This window comes from Micromonospora matsumotoense, from assembly GCF_050951065.1.
GTDB lineage: Bacteria > Actinomycetota > Actinomycetes > Mycobacteriales > Micromonosporaceae > Micromonospora > Micromonospora matsumotoensis.
The window spans coordinates 2914078-2934339 of record NZ_CP192025.1 but is presented as its reverse complement, the minus strand read 5'-3'; the positions used below and the strand labels follow the sequence as shown (position 1 = coordinate 2934339).

General features: G+C 74.0%; 15 protein-coding genes. 6 read left to right on the top strand and 9 right to left on the bottom strand.

Annotated features, from left to right (window positions below; translation table 11 throughout):
• The first annotated feature begins 11 nt into the window (after positions 1–11).
• The 3 genes from ACQP1S_RS12910 to ACQP1S_RS12900 are packed head-to-tail and all read left to right on the top strand — an operon-like array spanning position 12 to position 2790.
• On the top strand, positions 12–812 hold the full coding sequence (locus ACQP1S_RS12910) for an ABC transporter ATP-binding protein (RefSeq protein ID WP_432906583.1): 801 nt from the start codon (positions 12–14) through the stop codon (positions 810–812).
• 53 nt (positions 813–865) lie between these two features.
• Positions 866–2203, top strand: coding sequence for a hypothetical protein (locus ACQP1S_RS12905; protein WP_432906581.1), 1338 nt, complete (start codon positions 866–868; stop codon positions 2201–2203).
• Positions 2200–2790 (top strand): hypothetical protein, encoded by a 591-nt coding sequence (locus ACQP1S_RS12900; RefSeq protein ID WP_091247106.1) that lies wholly within the window; start codon positions 2200–2202, stop codon positions 2788–2790. The genes ACQP1S_RS12905 and ACQP1S_RS12900 overlap by 4 nt, the downstream gene beginning before the upstream one ends.
• 117 nt (positions 2791–2907) lie before the next feature.
• Here the strand turns inward: ACQP1S_RS12900 and ACQP1S_RS12895 are convergent, their stop codons facing one another.
• The 3 genes from ACQP1S_RS12895 to ACQP1S_RS12885 all read right to left on the bottom strand — a co-directional run bounded on the left by ACQP1S_RS12895 (position 2908) and on the right by ACQP1S_RS12885 (position 6125).
• Entirely contained in the window at positions 2908–3750 is an 843-nt protein-coding gene (locus tag ACQP1S_RS12895; protein WP_432906579.1) for an AfsR/SARP family transcriptional regulator, read from the bottom strand.
• A 471-nt stretch (positions 3751–4221) separates the two neighbouring features.
• Positions 4222–5580 carry an FAD-dependent oxidoreductase gene (locus ACQP1S_RS12890; RefSeq protein ID WP_432906577.1) on the bottom strand — a complete coding sequence of 453 codons (1359 nt, stop codon included), beginning with the start codon at positions 5578–5580 and terminating at the stop codon, positions 4222–4224.
• Complete coding sequence (locus ACQP1S_RS12885; RefSeq protein WP_432906576.1) at positions 5544–6125, bottom strand: 4'-phosphopantetheinyl transferase family protein; 582 nt, start codon at positions 6123–6125, stop codon at positions 5544–5546. Before ACQP1S_RS12885 ends, ACQP1S_RS12890 begins: the two co-directional genes overlap by 37 nt.
• Positions 6126–6529: 404 nt before the next feature.
• On the opposite strand from ACQP1S_RS12885, the gene ACQP1S_RS12880 reads away from it, so the two are divergent.
• The gene (locus tag ACQP1S_RS12880; RefSeq protein ID WP_432906575.1) at positions 6530–7549 is read left to right on the top strand and encodes a methyltransferase; all 1020 of its coding nucleotides are present in this window, start codon (positions 6530–6532) and stop codon (positions 7547–7549) included.
• Positions 7550–7592: 43 nt separating this feature from the next.
• Here the strand turns inward: ACQP1S_RS12880 and ACQP1S_RS12875 are convergent, their stop codons facing one another.
• From ACQP1S_RS12875 to ACQP1S_RS12860, 4 genes are read right to left on the bottom strand one after another with little or no spacing between them, the layout of a single operon-like run.
• Positions 7593–8528: an acyl-CoA thioesterase domain-containing protein gene (locus tag ACQP1S_RS12875; protein WP_432906573.1), complete on the bottom strand. Its 936-nt coding sequence runs from the start codon at positions 8526–8528 to the stop codon at positions 7593–7595.
• Complete coding sequence (locus tag ACQP1S_RS12870; RefSeq protein ID WP_432906572.1) at positions 8525–9784, bottom strand: glycosyltransferase; 1260 nt, start codon at positions 9782–9784, stop codon at positions 8525–8527. The genes ACQP1S_RS12875 and ACQP1S_RS12870 overlap by 4 nt, the downstream gene beginning before the upstream one ends.
• A complete protein-coding gene (locus ACQP1S_RS12865; protein ID WP_432906570.1) occupies positions 9747–10679 on the bottom strand; it encodes an SDR family oxidoreductase in 933 nt (310 codons plus the stop codon). The genes ACQP1S_RS12870 and ACQP1S_RS12865 overlap by 38 nt, the downstream gene beginning before the upstream one ends.
• Complete coding sequence (locus tag ACQP1S_RS12860) at positions 10676–11710, bottom strand: ketoacyl-ACP synthase III family protein (protein ID WP_432906567.1); 1035 nt, start codon at positions 11708–11710, stop codon at positions 10676–10678. Before ACQP1S_RS12860 ends, ACQP1S_RS12865 begins: the two co-directional genes overlap by 4 nt.
• A 465-nt stretch (positions 11711–12175) precedes the next feature.
• Here ACQP1S_RS12860 and ACQP1S_RS12855 point away from each other — a divergent pair, with 465 nt between their 5' ends.
• A complete protein-coding gene (locus ACQP1S_RS12855; RefSeq protein ID WP_432906565.1) occupies positions 12176–12454 on the top strand; it encodes a phosphopantetheine-binding protein in 279 nt (92 codons plus the stop codon).
• Positions 12455–12644: 190 nt separating this feature from the next.
• On the opposite strand, the gene ACQP1S_RS12850 is transcribed toward ACQP1S_RS12855, so the two are convergent.
• Together ACQP1S_RS12850 and ACQP1S_RS12845 are read right to left on the bottom strand one after the other, a co-directional pair.
• The gene (locus tag ACQP1S_RS12850; protein WP_432906563.1) at positions 12645–12914 is read right to left on the bottom strand and encodes an acyl carrier protein; all 270 of its coding nucleotides are present in this window, start codon (positions 12912–12914) and stop codon (positions 12645–12647) included.
• Entirely contained in the window at positions 12899–19192 is a 6294-nt protein-coding gene (locus tag ACQP1S_RS12845) for an SDR family NAD(P)-dependent oxidoreductase (RefSeq protein ID WP_432906561.1), read from the bottom strand. The genes ACQP1S_RS12850 and ACQP1S_RS12845 overlap by 16 nt, the downstream gene beginning before the upstream one ends.
• Before the next feature lie 219 nt (positions 19193–19411).
• Between ACQP1S_RS12845 and ACQP1S_RS12840 the strand changes: the two genes are divergently transcribed.
• The gene (locus ACQP1S_RS12840) at positions 19412–20227 is read left to right on the top strand and encodes an AfsR/SARP family transcriptional regulator (RefSeq protein WP_432906559.1); all 816 of its coding nucleotides are present in this window, start codon (positions 19412–19414) and stop codon (positions 20225–20227) included.
• The last annotated feature ends 35 nt before the right edge of the window (positions 20228–20262 follow it).

Genomic DNA, 20262 nt, shown 5'->3' with positions numbered 1-20262 from the left:
GAGATACGACGATGCGTGCCGTGAGCGCGGTCGAGACGACCGCCACCACCCATCCCTGGGCGATCCACGCGGAGGGCCTCCAGGTCCGGGCCGGTCGGCACCTGGCCGTCAACGGCCTCGACCTGGCCCTGGGCACCGGCGTGCACGGGCTGCTCGGCCCGAACGGCGCGGGGAAGACCACGCTGATGCGCGCCCTGGCGACCGTCGTGGCCCCGGCCGGCGGCCGGTTGGCGCTGCTCGGACACCCGGTCGACGGCCGCGCCGAGCTGCGACCGGTACGCCGTGACCTGGGTTACCTGCCGCAGCATTTCGGCTACTACCCACGGTTCACGGTGCGCGAGTTCGTCGGGTACATGGCCTGGCTCAAGGAGATGCCCAAGTCCGCCGTGCCGGAGGCGGTACAGCGGGCCATCGACCGGGTCGGGCTCACCGCCAGGGCCGACGCCCGGCTCAAGACGCTCTCCGGCGGCATGCTGCGTCGGGCCGGCATCGCCCAGGCCATCGTCAACGACCCGCGGCTGCTGCTGCTCGACGAGCCGACCGTCGGTCTCGACCCGGAACAGCGACTCGATTTCCGTGAGCTGCTGCGGGACCTCGGCACCGACAGTTGCGTGCTGGTCTCCACCCACCTGGTCGAGGACGTGGCGGCGGCCTGCACCGACGTCGTGCTGGTGAACGAGGGCCGCCTGGTGTGGCGGGGCACCCCCGAGGTGCTCGCCGCGCAGGGCGACGCGAGCCACGCCGGCGACAGCCCGGCGGAGCGGGGCTATTCCGCGCTGCTGCGTCAGCACCGCGCGGAGGCCGCCCGATGAGCGGGCGAGTCGTCCACGCCGCCCCGCGGCCCGAAGGAAAGCGGAGAGCCCGGATGAGCATCATGGGAATCGAACTGCGCCGCTCCGCCGCGCTCGGTGCCGCGTTGATCACGGTGGTGGTCGGGGTCGGCTCGCTGTACACGGCGACCGGCCGCTGGTCGAGTGGCTGGATGGCCCTGGCCCTGGCCATCCGGGAGTACCTGCTCCTGCTGTGGCCGCTGGCCCTCGCGGCCGGCGCCTGGCAGGGCCGCCGGGAGCACCGGGCGAAGGTCGGCGAACTGTTCGCCACCACCGCCCGGCCCCGCGCCGGGCGGATGCTGCCGGTGCTCGGCACGCTGGGCCTCACCCTCGCGATCGCCTACCTGTTGGTGACCGCGGCGGGCATCGCCTGGATCATCACCACCGCCTCGTACCTGCCCCTGCTGCACTTCGTCGTCGTCACCGCGGTCGGTGCGCTGTCGCTGGTCGCTGCGGCGTGGCTCGGACTGGGGGTCGGGCGGCTGCTCCCCGCCCTGGTGACCGCCCCGGCGCTGGCGGTGGGCGGCATGCTGCTGGTCTTCTTCGTCACCATCGGGCCCTCGGACCGGGTGGCCGCGGCGGTCTCTCCGGCCCACGGTTCCAGCCCGTTCCACGACTACCAGACGATCGACAACCGGGTCAGCGGCGCGTTGGCGATCTCGATGATCGCGCTCGCCGTCACCGGTCTGCTGTTGTTCGTCGCCGACGGCTGGCGGGTCCGGGCGATGGCGGTGCTGCCGGTGCTGCTCGGGTTCGTGGTGGCGATGACGGTCCTCCCGCACGACCGGGACGTGCTCAACTGGCCGGTCGACCCGGTCGCGCAGGAGCTGGTGTGCACCGACGACACCCCGACGGTGTGCGTCAGCCGGGTCCACGCCAAGGTGCTCGACGCGGTGACCCCACTGGGCCGGGAGGGCCTCACGGCGCTGGCGAAACTGCCGGACGCGCCGACCGTCGTGCACGAGGACACCCGCACCATCGGGTACGACCAGACCTGGCCGGCCGCCCGGGACGGTGTCGTCACGATCGAGGTCCGGATCGACGACCGGGGCCGGCTCGCCCACCCGGCCGCCGTGGTTCCCGAGATCGTCAGGAGGCTGGGCGTGCCGTACGACGGCAAGTGCGACCAGGGCGACGAGGTGGTCGAACGGGCGGCGGCCTACTGGCTCCTGGGCCGTGAGCCGCGGTCCGACGTGGGGGTGGTGCCCGGGATGATCGAGGAGGACCCCGGGACCAACCCCGAGGCGGTCAGCCTGTGGCGGGGTCTGCGTGACCTGCCCGAGGCGGAGGCGCTGGCCCGGGTCACGGCGGTCCGCGACGCCCTCCGGGCCTGCCAGGACCCCACCGGGATGTTGTCCCGGAGTGCCCGGTGACCTGGACGCTGCTCTACCTGCGGTCGCGGCACGTGCCCCTGGCCCTGGCCGCCGCCGTCGGCGGGGTGGCGGTGCTCTGGGCGCTGTACCTGGCCTTCGCCAAGGAGCGGGACGTCACCCCGATGATGGTCGTCCTGACCGTCCTGCTGATGGTCGCGGCGCTCGCGCCCACCCTCGCCGGCCCGGACGAGAACCTGGAGCGGACCGCGTCGGTGCGCTGGGCCTGGCGGCGGGCGGTGCACCTGCTCGCCGGCCTGCTGATCATCCTGGCGGTCCTGCTCGCCACCCGGCACACCGGCGCCCGGTTCGGACCGGTCGCGCTGGTGGTGCGCGACGCCGCCGGGCTGCTCGGCCTGACGGCGCTGTGCGCCACGGTGGTCGGCGCCGCCCGGTCCTGGTTCCTGCCGCTGGGCTGGACCACCATCGCGGCCGTCTACCCGCAGCCGGGCACCTGGGGAGCGGTCGCGACGTGGCAGGGCCAACCGCCCGACAGCCGGGCCGCCACGGTGGTGGCGGCGGTGCTCGCCATCGGTGGGCTGGTCGCCTATGCGGTCGCCGGCCCGGCCCGCCGGGACCCGTCCGAGTAGCCCGCGCCGGGCCGGCACGCCTCCCGCACTGCCGGTGGCGTGCCGGCCCGGGCCGGTCGAGCAGCGCGGCTGGGGCTGCGTCACCCGGTCGCTCACGGCGCGGAAGGTCGGCCGCGGCTACCGCACGCGGGCACGCTGGAGCACGAGGTGGTCGAGCAGCTGGGTCAGCCCGTCGTCGCGGGGGGCCACCTCCAGCGCCGGATCGTCCGCGAGGACCGCCTGTTGGAGCAGGTGCAACCGCTTGGACGGCTCCAGCCCCAGCTCCTCCACCATCGACGTACGCAGCCGGTGGAAGACCGCCAGGGCCTCCCGCCGCTGGCCGCTGCGGTGCAGCGCGACCATCAGCTGCGCGCACAGGTTCTCGTTCAGCCCGTGTTCGGCGATCAGCAGGGTGAGCTCGGCCAGCACGTCCTGGTGGTGACCGAGCCGCATCCGCGCCTCGATGCACTGTTCGAGGGTGTTGAGCCGGACCTGTTCCAGCGCCTTGAGCCGGGGCTCGGCCACGGTGCCGGCCCGCACGTCGGCCAGTGCCGGGCCACGCCAGAGCGCGCAGGCGCGTACCAACAGCGCCGCCGCGTCGACATTCTCGCCGGCCGCCAGGGCCCGTCGGCCGGCCGAGGCGAGCTGTTCGAACAGGCGCAGGTCGAACTCGTCGGCACCGACCCGCAGGGCATAGCCGCCGGGCACGGTGACCAGCACCCGCTTGGCCACCTCGGAGACCGGCACGCCGAGCAGGCCGGCGAAACACTTGCGGATCTGCAGGACGTACGTCTGCAGCGTCGTCAGCGCGCTGACCGGCGGGGACCCGCCCCACAGCTCCTGGATCAACGCGGAGACCTGGACGGTCTGGTCGGCGTTGAGGAGCAACAGGCCCAGCACACTGCGGGGCTTCGGGGCGGTCGGTGTGGCGACCGTCCCGGCGTGGGCGAGCACGAGCGGTCCCAGGATCTGGATTTCCATGGCCCCTCCCCCGAGAGCGAACCGCCCTCTTGTCGACGTGCCGTTGCGGGGATCCGCATGAAAGCGACAGCCTTACCCATCACCATAGATAAGCGTCAGTTCCAAGCGGAATTCACGTCTTTTCGTACCGTGGTGGTACGAGGTTCGACTGAGAGGCTAGCCGGTTTTGGGGCGACCGTCGCAGATTGCTCAAGCCATCTTCGAGGACCGATGGAAAGCCTGAGGTCAGGCCGCTGAGAGGGGCCGAGACGATCGACCCGGCGGGCCCACCGACCAGGCGCCGGACCGCCGCCGCCCGGATTCCGCCCGCGACGGCACATCGGTTCGGCGGCCCCCCGCACCGCCGTTCGGCAACACCCGCACCGGGTGGCGGAACGCCCTTTTGGCCGTACATCCACACCATTGACGGCCTTCACTCGAAAGGGGTTGGTCGTCCGGAAGGCCCGGCTGCCGCGCCTCGGGCGAACGGGATCAGGGCCGGCGCAACGCGGCGGCGCCGACCCGCCAGAGGATGTCCGGACGGCGCAGCCGCGCGGGCCCGGCCGCCAGGTTGACGACCTCCAGGAAGGCCCGGTGCACCACCTCGTCGGTCACGGTCGCGTGCTGGACCGCCTCGGCCAGGCCCCGGCGCAGCCGCCAGCCGAACGGCCGGGCGGCGGTCACGTGCGGCAGGTAACGGTCCTGCGCGGCGGAGAAGTCCCAGGCGTCGTCCACCACCGCCCGGACCCGCCGGAAGTACGCGTGCGCCGGCCCGTCCACCGCGCCGGGCTCGGCCAGCCACTCGGCCAGCGCCACCGCCTGGAGGGCCGCCACCGAGATGCCCTGGCCGTAGGTCGGGTTGAACGAGGCGACCGCGTCGCCGACCGCCACCAGGCCCGCCGGGAACCGGTCCAGCCGGTCGAACTCGCGGCGGACGCTGTCCGGGAAGCGGTGCACGTACACCTCGCTGGCCGGCTCGCACGCGTCCGGCAGCATCCGCAGCGGGGTGGCCGGGTTCGACCGGCAGCGGGCCAGGAACTCGCCCAGGTCCCGGCCCGGTCGCCGGTCGCCGTAACCGCTGACCAACGTCAGCCAGCGATCGCCCTCGACGGGGGTCATCGAGCTGGGCCCGTTACGCGCCCGGCTCGGCGTGTGGACCGAGTAGACCGCCACGTGGCCGGCCAGCCGCTGGCCGGGTTCCCGGTGGAACAGGCAGGTGGCGTAGCCGAGGTCCAGGGCCATCCGGCGCTTGTCCGGCGCGGGATAACCGAGCCGACCGAGCCAGTCGGCCAACCGGCTGGACCGTCCGGTGGCGTCCACCACGAGCTGCGCGCCGTGCCGCTGCGCGTCGGTGCCGCCCGGCGGGCGGACCAGCGCGCCGTCCACCCGGCCGGCGGTCGCGGTGAGCCCGACGGCGGTGCCCCCGACCAGGGCCACGTTCGGCAGCGCCAGGACCCGCCGGCGGATGTGCCATTCCAGGAACGGCCGGGACACGCTGACCACACTGCCGCCGCGCACCGGGACCTTGGGCCGACCGTCGAGGAACCACTGCGCGCCACCGGGACCGCTACCGACCAGTTGGCCGCCCTCGCGCACCATCTGCCGGACGACGCCGGGCAGCAGCCGGTCGATGACGGTCCGGCCCCGGCCGAGCAGGGTGTGCGCCTGGCTGCCGTGCGGCGCGCCACGGCGGATCACCGGGGCGTCCGCCAACAGATCCGGCTCCACGATCCACACCTGGTCGGCGTGGTCGGCCAGGACCCGGGCGGCGATCATGCCGGCGACGCTGCCACCGAGGACGAGAGCGGTCTGCATCAGCGGCCGACGACCGACCGTGGGCGTCCGGAGCACGCCGACACGCTCGCGACCGCCAACACGTGGCCGGGCAGCTCCCGGTGGGTCACCAGGACCCCGGGAGCGTCGACGGCGGGCCGCCACGCGGGTGGTGCCGGCGGCGCGGTACGCCAGCGCAGCAGCCGGCCGCCGCGCAGCCCGGTGCCGTACACCTTGGCCACCGCCTCCTTGCCGGTCCACAGCGCCAGGAAGTCGACGCCGAGGCGGTCCGCCGGCCGGCCGCGCAGCCAGTCGGTGTCCTCGGGGGCGAACCACCGTCGGCTCAGACCGAGCGCGGGCAGCGGACGCACCTCCTCGACGTCGACGCCGACCGGTCCGATCCGGGACACCGCCACCGCGACCAGGCCACGGGTGTGACTGACGCTGGCGTGCCAGCCCGTGGCGACGCCGCGCAGCACCGGCGCGCCCGCCGCCGTGTGCTCCACCGCGATCGCGGCCGGCGGGGCACCGGCCATCGCCGCGGCCGTCTCGACGAGCAGCGCGCGGGCGGCCGGCCGCCCGTCGCCCGCCGTGCGGCGCAGCCGTACCACCAGGTCCGGCATCACCACGGCACGCCGTGCCGGCCGGGGACGGCCCCGGGTGCCCGCCGGGTCCTCCGCCGCCCGTGACGACCCCGGGCGACGTGCGGCCCGGGCCGGGCGACTCCGACGGCACCCATTCAATCCCCCACCGCCCGCATTTTCGATAATTGTCAGGACACCCGGGTTAATGCGAGGATGACCCGGGCCGAATTGACGATACCGAGGCGTGGGTGGGCCCGGCCCGCACGTATCTCGACATTCACTAGAGGCTCGGTGGAGAACGATTATGCCGCGGCAGCGACAGGGCACGGAAGGACACTCCCCACCGCGACGGGAACCGACCGCACCGCCGTGGGGACCGTCCTCGGGGTGGGCCCGGTCGAGAGGCCCGGCCCCGGTCCGGTCCCTGGCGCAGGGAGACGTCCGTGGCGCGTGACGACGAGTACTTCCGCAAGCGGCTGCTGAACGTCCTCTGTGCCACCTGGACGGCGCAGGCGTGCTCGGTCTTCGCCCTGCTCGGCCTGGCCGACCGGATCGCCGCGGGCACCACCGGCGGTGCCGAGCTGGCAGCGGCTGCCGGGCTGGACCCGGTCGCGCTGCGCCGGTTGCTCGCCGCGCTCGCCGACGCCGGCGTCCTGCGCCAGACCGGTCCGGACGACTTCGTCCTGTCCGGGATGGGGGAATACCTGCGCACCGACGTCCCCGGTTCGGTCCGCGACACGGCCGTCCTGTACGGCCAGGAGGTCTTCGCCTCGTTCGCCGGCCTGCTCGACACCGTACGCACCGGCCGGCCGGCGTTCACCGATCGCTTCGGTGAGCCCTTCTACCAGTACCTGGGCGGGCATCCGGAGCTGGCGGCGACGTTCAACGGGGCCATGTCCACCGCCCCGGAGCCGCCACCGCCACCCGCCCGGCTGTTCGACGACGCCCGTACCGTGGTGGACCTCGGCGGCGGCGACGGCGGCCTGCTCGCCGATCTCCTCCGGGCCCGCCCCGAGTTGCGCGGAGTCCTCGTCGAGCTGCCCGAGGCCGCCGCCCGGGGACGCGCCCGGCTCGCCGCCGCCGGGGTCCTGGACCGGGTCGACATCGTCGTCGGCAGCTTCTTCGACCGGGTGCCCACCCACGGGGACCGGTACGTGCTGCGGCGGGTCCTGCACAACTGGAACGACGGGAACGTCGCCCGGGTGCTGGCCCGGGTGCGCGCGGCGATGCCGACCGGAGCGCGGCTGCTGGTGCTGGAGGAGCTGCTGCCGGCACAGCCGCAGCAGGCCGGGGCCGGCGCGGGCACCTGGGGGGCGCCCCGCAACCGGATCGTGGATCTGCTGATGCTGGTCCTCATGGAGGGGCGGGACCGCACCGCGGCGGAGTACGGCCGGCTCCTCGCCGACGCCGGCTTCGCCGTCGCGGGCGTCACCGACGGCGCGATCGAGGCGGTTCCGGTCTGAGGGCGGCGGTGGGCCGCCGGGGCGGATCCGTCGCTCCCCCGGCTCACCGGGCGGGCCGGGTCAGCAGCAGACCCTCCTGGGCCACCGTGGCCACCAGGTCGCCGTTGCGCGCGTACAGGCGTCCGGTCGCCAGGCCACGACCGGTGGCCGCCCACGGGCTGTCGCAGTCGTACAGCAGCCACTCGTCCGCCCGGCAGGGTCGGTGGAACCACACCGTGTGGTCGATGCTGACGCCGAGGTCACCCGGCCCCCATGCCGTCCCGTGCCCGGCCACCATCGCACTGAGCAGCAGGGGCAGATCCGAGATGAGCACCAGCGCGCCGGCGTGCAGCGACACGTCGTCGGGCAGCGTCCCGGCCACCCGCACCCAGGCCCGGCGGTACGCCTCGCCCGCCCGTTCCCCGTCCGCCTGCTCCCCGGGCGGCGGGCCGATGTACCTGGCGTCGAACGCGAAGAGCATCTGCTCCACGGCGGCCAACCGATCGGGCGCGTCGGCGAGCAGCCGGGCCAGGGTCGGCACCTCTTCCGGTGGCGGGACCTTGGGCGCTGGCCGCTCGTGCGCGAGCCCGGTGCCGGGATCATGGAACGAGGCGGTCAGGAAGAAGATCGGGGTGTCGCGTTGGATGGCGACCACCCGTCGGGTGGACATGGACGGGCCGTCCCGAAGGGTCTCGACCAGGTAGGTGACGGGCCTGCGACTGTCGCCCGGCCGGGTGAAGTACGCGTGCAGCGAATGCACCGGTCGACCGGGGCGCACGGTGTGCGCGGCGGCGGTCAGCGCCTGTGCGGCGATGAGCCCCCCGTACCGGCGGGTGGTTCCCCGCGTCGTACCACGACCGGAGAACACCCCCGCGACGGCGACCAGCCGGTCCGTGGTGACCGTTGCGTCGGCGGGTTCGACAGTTGCCAGGTCGAGCAGCCCGACCACCTCCTCGACGGCCGCCCGGCCACGGTCGAGGGCGGTCGCTCCGCCGCTCATGCCGCGAGATACTTGTCGACCTCGTCGGCGGCGACGAGCGTGCCGTGGGGTTCCGCGCGTATCTGCTCGCCGAGCTGTGCCGCGCGCCGCCGGAGCGGATCGGTGGTCAGGCGGGACATGCCCGACCGCAGCACATCCTCGGACAGCTCGGTGAACCGCACGTGCACACCGGCACCGAGCCGTTCCAACTGGCGGCCCCAGAACGGCTGGTCGGCGTAGGAGGAGCAGACCATGGTGGGGATGCCGGCGCGCACACCGGCGGCGGTGATGCTGGCGCTGCCGTGGTGCACCACCATGGCGCAGTGGGGCAGCACCAGGTCGTAATCCACGTAGGGCACCACCCGCAGCTGCGGTGTCGAGGACGGCGCGACCCCGGACAGGCCCCAGCCCGTGGCCACCAGGGCACGCACACCCAGCGACCGGCAGGCCCGGCCGATCCCCGCCATCATCGCCGCCGGATCCGGCACGTGCGTGCTGCCGAACGTCAACAGGGCCGGCGGTTCGCCCGCCGCCAACCACCGCGCCAGCTCGGGATCGAGGGTGGACATGCCGGCGCGGTGCAGGTCGGCCGGGGTCAACCGGAGGTCACCGACGATCGGACGGTAGGCATCCCAGGTCAGGCCCGGCACCAGGGTGGGACTGTAGCCCTGCAGCTCCAGCGGTCGCCGCTGCTGCCTCGGGGGCGGCGGCATCGGGGGGAGCCCGAGCTGGCTGCGGAACTGGAACATCAGGTCGCGCCGGTACCGCCAGGCCCGCCGGGTGTAGTGCAGGTAGGTGGCCCGGTTCGCCGCGGCGGTCGGCAGCGGATCGGCAGCCACCAGCGGATGCGGCACCACGTCGTTCGGCCGGGCCGGTGTGAGGTCGTACGCGACGAGGGGGACGTCGTACGCCTCGGCCAGCGTCGCAGCCCACTGCTCGCTGACCACGGCGCAGACGATGGCCTCACAGCCGGCGGTGAACGTGATCGCCTCGTCGCCGAACTGGCGACCGTAGTCCCGGTACGCCTCGATCGTGAACTGGAGGAAGGAGTCGAGGTTGCTCATGGTGACCCACTCCCGGCCACGCTCGGACTGCATCATCGACTGCTGGTCCCACCCGACCGGCACCACGTCGAGCCCCAACTGTCGGGGCAGGTCCACCAGGTTCAGTGACGCCCCGACGCGTACCTCGTGGCCGTGGCGGGCCAGCTCGGCGGCGAGTGCCGTCAGCGGATAGACGTCACCGCGGCTGCCGAGCGCCAGGACGGCGATGCGCATCTTCGCTCCCCTCTGGTCCTCGGTGCGGCGTCGACGGCGTGGTCGATCCATCGTCTCCGTTCAGGTCGGTGGAGAACGCGATCTGCTGCTGGTCCTCCAGTTCCGCCAGCCGCGCGGTCAGTCCACGCCGGATCAGCCCGTACGCGTCGCTGCCGAGCGCGAGCCGCAGCGGGGCCCTCGGGCGGGTGGCGACGTCCACGATGGCGCCGGCCATCTTCGCCAGGTCGCCACGGCAGGACAGCCGACCGTCCTCGGCCCGGCGACGCAGGATCGCCGCCGGGGTGCCCGCATAGGCGGGCGACGCGGTGGTCACCTCCTTGCTCCGCCCGAAGAATCCGGTGCTCACGGTGCCGGGCTCGACGATCGTCACGCCGATCCCGAAGCCCTTCACCTCGGCGGCCAGCGACTCGAAGAAGCCCTCCACACCCCACTTGGTGGCGCAGTAGACGGCCGTGCCGGGTGACCCCCGTTGGCCGGCCATGCTCGAAATCTGGACGATCCGCCCGCCGCCCTGCGCCCGCAGGTGCGGCAGCACCGCCTGGGCCAGATGGATGGGCCCGGTCAGGTTCGTGCGGATCTGCCGGTCGATCTGATCGCGGCCGGCCTCCTCGGCCGCGCCGACCAACGCGTACCCGGCGTTGCTGATCACCACGTCGATCCGGCCGAGCGCCCGGGCGGCATCGTCGACCACCTGCCGGATCTGCTCCGGGTCAGTGACGTCCAGTCGGGCCGTCCACAGCGCCTGCGCCGAGGGCGGTCGCAGGTCCGCCAGGGCACGCGGGTCGCGGGCGGTGGCCGCCACCGTCTGCCCCCGGGCGAGCAGCTCGGTCACCAGCGCCCGGCCGAGACCGGCCGCGCTTCCGGTGACGAGCCAGGTACGTGCGGGCGCGGTCATGCCCCGGCCCACGCCGGGACGTCCAGGATCTCCAGGACCGCGCAGGACAGGGTGGCCGGTGCGCCGCCGTAGAGCAGCAGGTGGTCGCCGGCGGCGAGCTGCCCGGTGACCAGCAGGTGGTTGAGCGACAGCAGCTGGTCGCTCGCGCCGGTGTGCCCGACGCCGCGCCCGAACTGCCAGGTGGTGCGCTCCATGGTGATGCCCAGCGGCTCCACCAGATCGTGCTGCACCATGTAGGCGGCGGAGTTCCCGCAGATGACCCGGGTCATGTCGACCAGCTTGCGGTCCGCCTCGTCCAGCGTCCGTTCGATCAGGTCGAGCCGGGCGCGGGTCCTGATCTCGGCGGCGTCGGTCAGCGACATCACGTTGTTGCGGAAGTGCTCGGCACGTTCGCGCATGTCGATCGTGCGGCCCTGCGCCGCGAGCGGCGGATACAGCGGCTCGCCGCCCCGGTACAGCGGCTCCACCTCGGGCACGACGACGCTGCCCACGGCACGCAGCCGGGCGAAACCGGCGTCGCGGTCCAGCAGCAGCGCGCTGCCGGCGTCGCCCAGGATGAAGCCGGGCGCGGAGTTCCACCGGTCGATCAGCGGTGAGCCGAGGTTCTCCGCCGTGGTCACCAGCACCGGCCGGCCCGCCGCCGCGACGGCCAGGTGCCCGGCGGCGATCTCCAGCGCCGCGAACACGCCGTTGCAGCCCAACCGGACCTCGAACGCGGGGGTCGACGTGCCGACGACCTCCCGCTGGATGTACGGGCCGGGCAGCCACATCTCCGGACCCTGATGGTGGATGGACGCGTGCAGCACCAGGCCGATCCCGGCCGGGTCGACGGCGGCCCGCGTCAGCGCCTGACGGGCCGCGTGCACGGCCATCTCCGGCGGTGAGACGTCCCCGGCGACGCCGGCGCCGGTCAGCCGGTTCTCCAGGTAGGCGGCCGGGCTGTAGTCGCCGCGCCGGGCGGCCTGTCCGGCGTCCGTCACGGGCGGTTGGAAGACGCCCAGCCCGGACAGGTAAACGTTGGTGATCTTCAACCGCGTCTCCCGAATCGGCCGGCCACGGCGTCACGTCCGCCTTTCGAAAGGACTTTAGTGGCCCCCCGGAGGGACGCGGCGCACGTCAACTCAACGCCCGACTGAGAACTGCTTGAGTCTCGCCACCGCTCCTGCTGCAGCACGCGCCGGGGCCGTATACACCGCGTTGACCGACGCGAGCAACCGCTGATAACTTCGGGCAACGCATTTCGGAAATATGTCGCCGACAGGCGTGCTGGCGCGACGGAAATCGGTGACGGGGTGCGGGGCCGTCGATTGACTCCAGCCTATTCATGGATAGCGGATCCGTACCCGAGGTGGCTCGAACCTGTTCGACCGCCGGCCGCACCCGCCCGGCCCCGGTCGCGCGGCAGGGCCCCACGCCGGTGACCGGCTCCACACCGGGACGTCGGGACGGTCCGCCGAAGACGACGACCCGCCGCCCGAGAGGAAGGTAGCTGCACCATGTCAGCCGACGATGTCTTGGCGTTCACCATCCAGGCGCTCCGGGAGATGAACTACTACACCGACGACACCGACGCCGACTCCATGCTCGGGCCGTCCGGCGTCGACCTCGACTCGCTCGCCGTTTCCGAACTCGCGCTGCGGGTCGAGGACCGGTTCGGCGTGACGTTCGACGACGACGACATCGAGACCCTGGCGATCATGACGCTGGGCGAGTTCGCCGCCGAGGTGGCCAAGCGGGCGGAGCTGATCCCGCAGGCCGACGCGGCACGCGGCTGACGGCGGACCGCGACGAGCGGTACCTGACGCACGACCCGGTAGCGGTGACCGGCACGCCCGCGGTCACCGCCACCGGGTCGTGTCGTATCCGACGGACGGCGGCGGGGCGACCCGCCGCCGGTGGCCACGTCGCGCGTACGGCGCGGCGCGGGCCGGGTCGTCCGGTGCACCGGCCACGGGCCGGGCCCGGTCAGTGGCGGCCGGGGTCGCCCAGCTGGCTGAACACCTCGCCGGCCAACTCGGCGACGCTGTGGCCACCGAGCATCTTCGCGATCGGCAGCATCATGCCCAGGTCGCGCTGGACCCGGGTGCGGACCTCGACGGCCATCAACGAGTCCAGGCCCTGCCGCTTGAGCGGCCGCCGGGGGTGCACCTGCGCCGACGACATGCCCAGCACGTCGGCGAGCACCTGGGCGAGGTAACGCTCCACGGCGTCCCGGTCGGTCAGCGTGCCCGCCACCCCACCGCCCACCGCTGCGGGACCCGCCGCGCCACCGCCCGCCACCGCGCTGCGCACGACTTCGGAGCCCGCCTCAGCGGTGCCCACGACCGCGGTGCCCGGCACCGTCGCGAGGGCGGCGTCCGCGGTGCCGGCGTCCGTGCGGTGTCCCGGGGACGGGCTCGTGGGCGTCGGGCCGGCGGCGCCCACGGCACGGCGGGCGTCGGGGACGCCGGGACGACGGGCGTCGGGGACGCCGGGACGGCGCCGGCTGTGGCGGGGGTGGGATCGGCGAGCAGGTCACGCAGCAGCGGCGAGGCCGCCGCGTCCGGATGCGCCGTCGCCCACCGCCGCCAGTCGGCGGGCAGCACCACACCGTGGGTGGCGTCCCTGGCCAGCAGGAGGCGCAGGGCCTCGATGCCCTCCCGCGGGCTGAACGTGTCCATCCCGGCGGGATTGATCGCCCGGCCCTGCTGGTGCCCGACCCGCGCGGGCATGCCGACCGACCAGAAGCCCCAGTTCACGCTGAGCGCGGTCGACCCGGCGAGCCGGCGTTGGTCGGCCAGCGAGTCCAGGGCGGCGTTCGCGGCGGCGTACGCGCCGAGCATCGGGGAGCTGAGCACCGCCGAGCCGGAGGAGAACAGCACGAAGAAGTCCAGCGGCCGCTCGGCGAAGAGCCGGTGCAGCACGGCCGCGCCGGTGACCTTCGGCCGTAGGACCGCCGACAGCACCCGGTCGTCCAGCTCGGACAGTGCGCCGTACTCGATGACGCCCGCCGCGTGCACCACGCCCCGGATCGCCGGGCCGTCCTGCTCGTGGTGGCGCAGGACCGCCCGCATCGCGTCCTCGTCGGCCACGTCGACCGCCTCGTACGCCACCCGCACCCCGTGCCGCCGCAGGTCCGCCAGCCAGCCTTCGCCGCCCGTCCGGTCGAGCGGGGTTCGCCCGGTCAGCACGATGTGCCGGGCACCCTCGCGGACCAGCCAGTCCGTGACCACCCGGCCGAGGTCGCCCAGCCCGCCGGTCACCAGGTAACCGGCGGCCGGATCGATCCGGACCGGCCGGTGCGGGGCGGCGACCTCGACCGGTGCGGGCGCGGTGAGGTCCGTCGTGGACACCAGCACCTTGCCGATGTGCCGGGCCTGCGCCAGGTGCCGGAACGCCCCGACCAGTTCGGCAGCGGGAAAGACCCGGTGCGGCAGCGGTTCGAGCAGACCGGCCTGCACCAGGGTCAGGGTCTCCTCCAGGATCGCGCCGAGCCGGCGCGGGTCGCTGAGCCCGAGATCCACCACGTCGACCACGAAGAACGAGGCGCCCCGGGCCAACAGCCGCAGGTCCAACCGGGTGCCCTCGACCAGGTCACGGCGGCTCAGCTCGACGTAGCGCCCCCGGTCGGCCAGCAGCTCCACGCTCTTGAGCAGGCCCTCCCCCGCCAGCGTGTTGAGCACCACGTCGACGCCCTCGCCCCGGGTGGCTTCCCGGATCTCGTCGGCGAACCCGGTGCTCCGCGAGTCGGACACGTGCGCGACGCCCATCATCCGCAGCAGGGCGCGCTTCTCCGGGCTGCCCGCGGTGGCGTACACCTCGGCGCCGCGCCAGCGGGCCACCTGCACCGCGGCCAGGCCGACCCCGCCGGTGGCGTGGTGGATCAGCACCCGCTCGCCGGGTCGCACCTGCGCCAGGTGCACCAGCGACTGGTACGCGGTGACCAGGCCGACCGGCACGGTGGCCGCCTCCTGCGGGGTGAGCCGGGCCGGACGTCGGCGTACCAGGTGCGCGTTGACGCACAGGTAGCTGGCGGCGGGCGTCTCCAGGGCGATGGCCACCACCTCGTCGCCGGGCCGCAGCCCGGCCACGCCCGGTCCGACCCGGGTGACCGTCCCGGCGCACTCACCGATCACGGTCGCCGGCCGGTCGGACAGGCTCGGATACATGTCCATCGCGACCAGCACGTCGCGGTAGTTCAGCGCGAGGTAGTCGGCGCGTACCTCCACCTCGCCCGACCCCGGCGCGCGGCGCGGCACCGGCACCAGGCACATCCCGTCCAGCATGCCGGGCACGGTGGCCTGCACCTGGTGGGCGACCTCCGCCCCGTCCGGCCGGCGGGCGCCGACGGAGCTGGACCGCAGCCGCGCGGCGTACCGCCGGCCGCCCCGCAGCGCCACCTGGTCCTCCGGGCCGGCACCGGCCAACTCCCGGCCCAACGCGGCGGCGAGGTCGGCCGGCGACCCCGCCGGGTCCAGGTCGACCAGGGCGCAGCGCAGGTCCCGGTGCTCGTGGGCGAGCACCCGGCCCAGGCCCCAGACGGCGCCCTGCCACATCGACACGCTGCGGTCCGTGTCCCCCGCCCGGTGCGCTCCCCGGGTCACCAGTGTCAGCCGGGGCGGCTCGGCCAGGCCGGCGTCGGCGAGCGCCCGCAGCAGCCGCAGGACGCTGGCGCAGCCGAGACGCTCGGCGTCCTGCGCCTGCCGTTGCACCGGGACCGAGTCGTCGGGCTGGTCCACGTCCAGCGCCCAGAGGTGCACCACCTCGGTCGGCGCCAGGCCGTCGAAGTCGGCCCGCACGTCGGCGAGCAACCGGCGGTACTGCGCCGGTGCGGTCGGGTCGATCTCGTAGTGGTCGGCTGCCAGCCGCCGGTAGCCGGTGCCCGCGAACACCCGCACCTCGGCGTCGAGCGCGACGCCGACGCCGGTCCGGTCGGCGAGGAGCAGGCGGCGGTCGCCCGGCCGCGCCACGTCGGGCAGCGCCGGCAGTGGCTGCCACCGCAGCTCGTGGAACCAGCCGTCGGGGTCACGTACCGAGTCCGGCGGCTGGAGGTACTGCAGGCGCAGGCCGTTGATCTCCACGATCACCCGGCCGTCCGCGTCGGACACCACCAGGTCGCCGCAGACCGAGTCGGAGCGCCAGGCGGTGACCGCGACGGCGTGTGCCCACGCGGGCGTGCCGGGATCCGGGTGGATCGACAGCTCGTCGATGCCGCCCAGGACGAACGCCGACGACCGGTCGGCGGCCGGGATCAGCGACGCGAGCACCTGTCCGCACGCGTCCAGCAGCGCCGGGTGGCAGGTGTACCCGGTCGGGTCGACCCCGGCGGGCACCTGGATGCGGCCCAACGCCTGACCGTCGCCCACCCAGAGCTCCGCGATGCCCTGGAACGCGCCCCGCCACTCGTTGCCCCGCGCGGCGAAGCGCCGGTAGAAGTCCGCACCGGTGAGGTGGTCGGGGCAGGCCGCCCGGATGGTGTCCAGCGGCAGCGCGCGCCGCCCGGCGGGTGGGGTCCGGGTCACCGTGCCGGTGACGTGTGTCGCCTCCGCACCGGTCACCGCGAAGTCCCAGGTGTCCGGCCCGCGCGGGGTGAACGTCGTGGACAGGGTGGGTGCCGGCTGGTCCGGGCGCAGGAACAGCGCGTCGACGTACCGGATGTCGCGCAGGACGGGCGTCTGCCCGCCGCAGATCCCGTCGGCGGCGGCGTGCACCATCTCCGCGTACGCCGTGCCGGGCACGACCACGGTGCCCTGCACCTGATGGTCGAGCAGGTAACGCTCGCGGGTCAGGTCGACGACCCGCTCCACCCGGTGCGGGGCCGACCGGCCGGCTGCGGGCGGGACGAGCCAGTGCCGCTGGCGCTGCCAGGGATAGGACGGCAGCCGCACGTAGCGGGGCGGCGGCCCGCCGGACACCCGGTGCCAGTCGACGGGGCACCCGGCCCGGTGCAGGGCGCCGACGGTGTCGAGCAGGCTGGCCCGTTCCGGCTCGTCGCGGCGCAGGCAACCGACGGCGACACCGTCGGACCCGGCGAGCGCCAGGGCCTCCCGGATGGCCGGCAACAGGATGGGGTGCGGACTGATCTCCACGAACACCGTCCCGTCCCGCCCGGCCAGGTGCGCCACCGCGTCACCGAAGCGCACCGGTTCGCGCAGGTTGCGTACCCAGTAGGCCGCGTCCCACCCGGAGCCGTCGCACGGCGCGTCGTCCACGGTGGAGTGCAACGGGGTACGCCCCGCGCGGGGCGCGATGTCGCCGAGGCTGGCCAACAACTCCTCGCGCAACTGCTCCATCTGCGGGCTGTGCGAGGCGACGTCCACCTTGACCTGGCGGCAGAACACACCGCGTTCTTCGAGGCTCGCGACGATGGCGGCCAGGGCCTGCGGATCGCCGGAGAGGACCGTCGAGCCGGGGCTGTTGCTCACCGCCACGCCCACCAGGTGCTCGTGGCCGGCCAGCGCGGCCTGCGCGTCGGCGACGGACAGCTCCACCGAGTACATGGCGCCCTGCCCGGCGACCGTCTTGAGCAGCCGACTGCGCCGGCAGATCACCGCACCGGCGTCGGCGAGGCTGAGCGCGCCCGACGCGCACGCCGCGGCCACCTCGCCCATGCTGTGCCCCACCACATGGTCCGGCTCGACGCCCCAGTCGCGCAGCAGCGCGCACAGGGCGGTCTCCATCGCCCACAGGGTCGGCTGGATCGTGTCGATCGACGCCGGGGCGTCCGCCCCGCCGGTCAGCCGGTCCAGTAGGGACCAGCCGGTCTCGGCCCGGATCACCTCGTCGCAGCGGGTGAGCATGTCGCGGAAGACCGGCGAGCCGGCCAGCAACTCGCGACCCATGCCGTCCCACTGCGAGCCCTGGCCGGGGAAGACGAAGACGACCGCCGGCCGGCCGCCCTCCACCGGTGCCGACGCGGTGACGCCCAGCCGGGGCCGGGACTCACCGGCGGCGTACGCCCGCAGCCGCTCGGCCAGCTCGTCCGGCGACGTGCCGACGGCGGTCAGTCGGTGCTCATGGTGGTCGCGCCGGGTGGCCGCGCTGAAGCACACGTCGCGCAGCGGCAGTTCCCGCCCGGCACCGTCCGGTTCGAGAAAGCGCGCGTACCCGGTGGCGAGCGCGGCGAGCGCGGCGGGGTCGGGTGCGGAGAGCACCAGCAGCTGCGCCTCGTCCCCGTCGGCGCGGACCGGTGCGGGTGCGGCCGGTGGGTACTCACCGAGCACCACGTGCGCGTTGGTGCCGGAGATGCCGAACGAGCTGACCCCGGCCAGACCCGGCCGGTCGGCCTGCGGCCACGGGGTGCGCTCCCGCACCAGCCTAAGCCGCAGTCCCGCCCAGTCGACCGCGCCGGTCAGCTCCTCGGCGTGCAGGCTCGGCGGGATCTCCCGGTGCTGGAGGGCGAGCACCGCCTTGATGACCCCGGCCAGCCCGGCGGCCGCCTCGGTGTGGCCGATGTTCGTCTTGACCGAGCCGACCAGACACGGCGACCGCCCGTCGCGGCCCTCGCCGGTCACCACGCCGAGGGCACCCAGCTCCACCGGGTCACCGGCCGCGGTCCCGGTGCCGTGCGCCTCGATGTAGTCCACCAGCCCGGCCGACACGCCCGCGTTGGCGTACGCCGCACGCAGCGTCTCTTCCTGACCCGGCTGGGACGGCGTGAGCAGGTACCCGCCGGACTGGCCGTCGTTGCCGACCGCGGACCCGTAGATCACCGCGTGGATGGCGTCGCCGTCCGCCTCGGCCCGGTCCAGCGGTTTGAGCACCAGCACGGCGACACCCTCGCTGCGGACGAAACCGTCCCCGTGGGCGCTGCCGAACTTGCACCGGCCGTCGGCGGCGAGCATCCGGGCCGCGGAGAACGGGATGGTCTCCTCGGGTGCGAGGACCAGGTTCACCCCGCCGGCCAGCGCCAGTTGGGTCTCCCCGTTGCGGACGCTCTGGTAAGCCAGGTGCAGCGCCGCCAGGCTGGAGGAGCAGGCGCAGTCCACCGCCATGCTGGGGCCGCGCAGGTCGAAGGCGAACGACACCCGTCCGGCCAGGAAGCTGCGTGCGCCGCCGGTCGCCGCGTGCAGGTCCAGCACCGACGCATCGCTCAGCAGGTGCCCGTAGGCGGAGGACATGCCGCCGATGTAGACGCCGGTGCGGGTGGTGGACAGCCGGTCGCGGGTGAGGCCGGCGTCGGCGAGCGCCTCGGCCGCGGTCTCCAGCAGCAGGCGCTGCTGGGGGTCCATCCGCTCCGCCTCCCGGGGCGCCACCCCGAAGTAGCCGGCGTCGAACTGGTCGATCTGGTCGAGGAAGCCGCCCCGGCGGCTGATGATCCGGTTCGGCGTGCCCGGGCGCGGGTCGTGGTAGGCGTCGATGTCGTACCGGCTGGCCGGCACCTCGGTGATCGCGTCACCGCCGCCGCTGAGCAGTTGCCAGAGCTGCGCCAGCCCTTTTGCCCCCGGGAAGCGGCAGCCGATGCCGACCACGGCGACCGGAGTCCCGGTCGGTTTCCCGGCCTGCGACTGTGCCGACTCGCCCCGTCCGGTCATCCGGCCCGCCTCTCTCGGCGTCGTGTGATGGCTGCGTCCCGAGTCTTCCGGCCACCACTAGGAAGCGGCTTGAGAAACTGCGGACATCGATGGGCAGACACGCTAGCCTCTCGGTCGGGACCATCGGCGTGAGGTCCCATTTCCCCTTTTTTGCGGGTGGATATGGAAATTCGAATCCTCGGTCCACTGGTCCTCAGCCACGCCGGTCGCACCGTTGCGTTGACAGCACCCAAACCGCGCAGTGTGCTGGCACTGCTGCTGCTCAACGCGGACCAGGCGGTGCAGGCATCGACGCTGATCCAGGACCTCTGGGGTGCGAATCCGCCGGTCAGCGCGCGGACCACGCTGCAGACCTATGTCCTGCAGGTCCGCAAGTGTCTGGGCCGGCTGCTGGACGCCGCGGTGACCGAGGTCGCCCGACGCCTGCTGGTCACCGTGCCCGGCGGTTACCGGCTAGGGCTCGACGCCACCGATTTCGACCTGCGGACCTTCGAGCAGCTCGCCACGACCGGGCGGCGCTCCCTCGCGGCCGGCGAGCACGTCGAGGCGGCGGCGCTGCTGATGCGCGCCCGCGACCTGTGGCGGGGCCCCGCGCTGGCGGACATCCGGGCCGGTGCGGTCATCGGGCCGCGGATCAAGGCGCTGGAACAGGTCCGGCTGCACACCGTCGAACAGTGCATCGAGGCGCGGATGCGGCTCGGTCACCACCGGGACGTGCTGGCCGAACTCACCGCGCTGATGGCCGAGCACGAGCTGAACGAGAACCTGTGCGCGCAACTGATGGTGGCCCTGCACCGCAGCGGGCGACGGCAGGAGGCGCTGCTGGCGTTCCACCGGCTGCGGGTGACGATGGTCGACGAGTTGGGCCTGGAACCGTCCACCCGGCTGCGCCTGCTGCAGCGGGCGATCCTGGCCGACGATCCGGTGCTGGCGGTGACGCCGAGCGCCGACGGACCGGCCCGGATCCTCGACCACCTCGTCCGTCGAGCGGCCCACGGGCGGTGGCCCGGGAAGGCCGATGACCACCGCGCTTGAGAACGGCTCGACAACAGCTCTCGTGGGAGGCAGGG

Coding starts and splice junctions, on each gene's coding strand:
- ACQP1S_RS12910 (WP_432906583.1), top strand. CDS start 12: ATGCGTGCCGTGAGCGCGGTCGAGACGACCGCCACCACCCATCCCTGG.
- ACQP1S_RS12905 (WP_432906581.1), top strand. CDS start 866: ATGAGCATCATGGGAATCGAACTGCGCCGCTCCGCCGCGCTCGGTGCC.
- ACQP1S_RS12895 (WP_432906579.1), bottom strand. CDS start 3,750: ATGGAAATCCAGATCCTGGGACCGCTCGTGCTCGCCCACGCCGGGACG.
- ACQP1S_RS12885 (WP_432906576.1), bottom strand. CDS start 6,125: ATGCCGGACCTGGTGGTACGGCTGCGCCGCACGGCGGGCGACGGGCGG.
- ACQP1S_RS12875 (WP_432906573.1), bottom strand. CDS start 8,528: ATGAGCGGCGGAGCGACCGCCCTCGACCGTGGCCGGGCGGCCGTCGAG.
- ACQP1S_RS12870 (WP_432906572.1), bottom strand. CDS start 9,784: ATGCGCATCGCCGTCCTGGCGCTCGGCAGCCGCGGTGACGTCTATCCG.
- ACQP1S_RS12865 (WP_432906570.1), bottom strand. CDS start 10,679: ATGACCGCGCCCGCACGTACCTGGCTCGTCACCGGAAGCGCGGCCGGT.
- ACQP1S_RS12855 (WP_432906565.1), top strand. CDS start 12,176: ATGTCAGCCGACGATGTCTTGGCGTTCACCATCCAGGCGCTCCGGGAG.
- ACQP1S_RS12845 (WP_432906561.1), bottom strand. CDS start 19,192: ATGACCGGACGGGGCGAGTCGGCACAGTCGCAGGCCGGGAAACCGACC.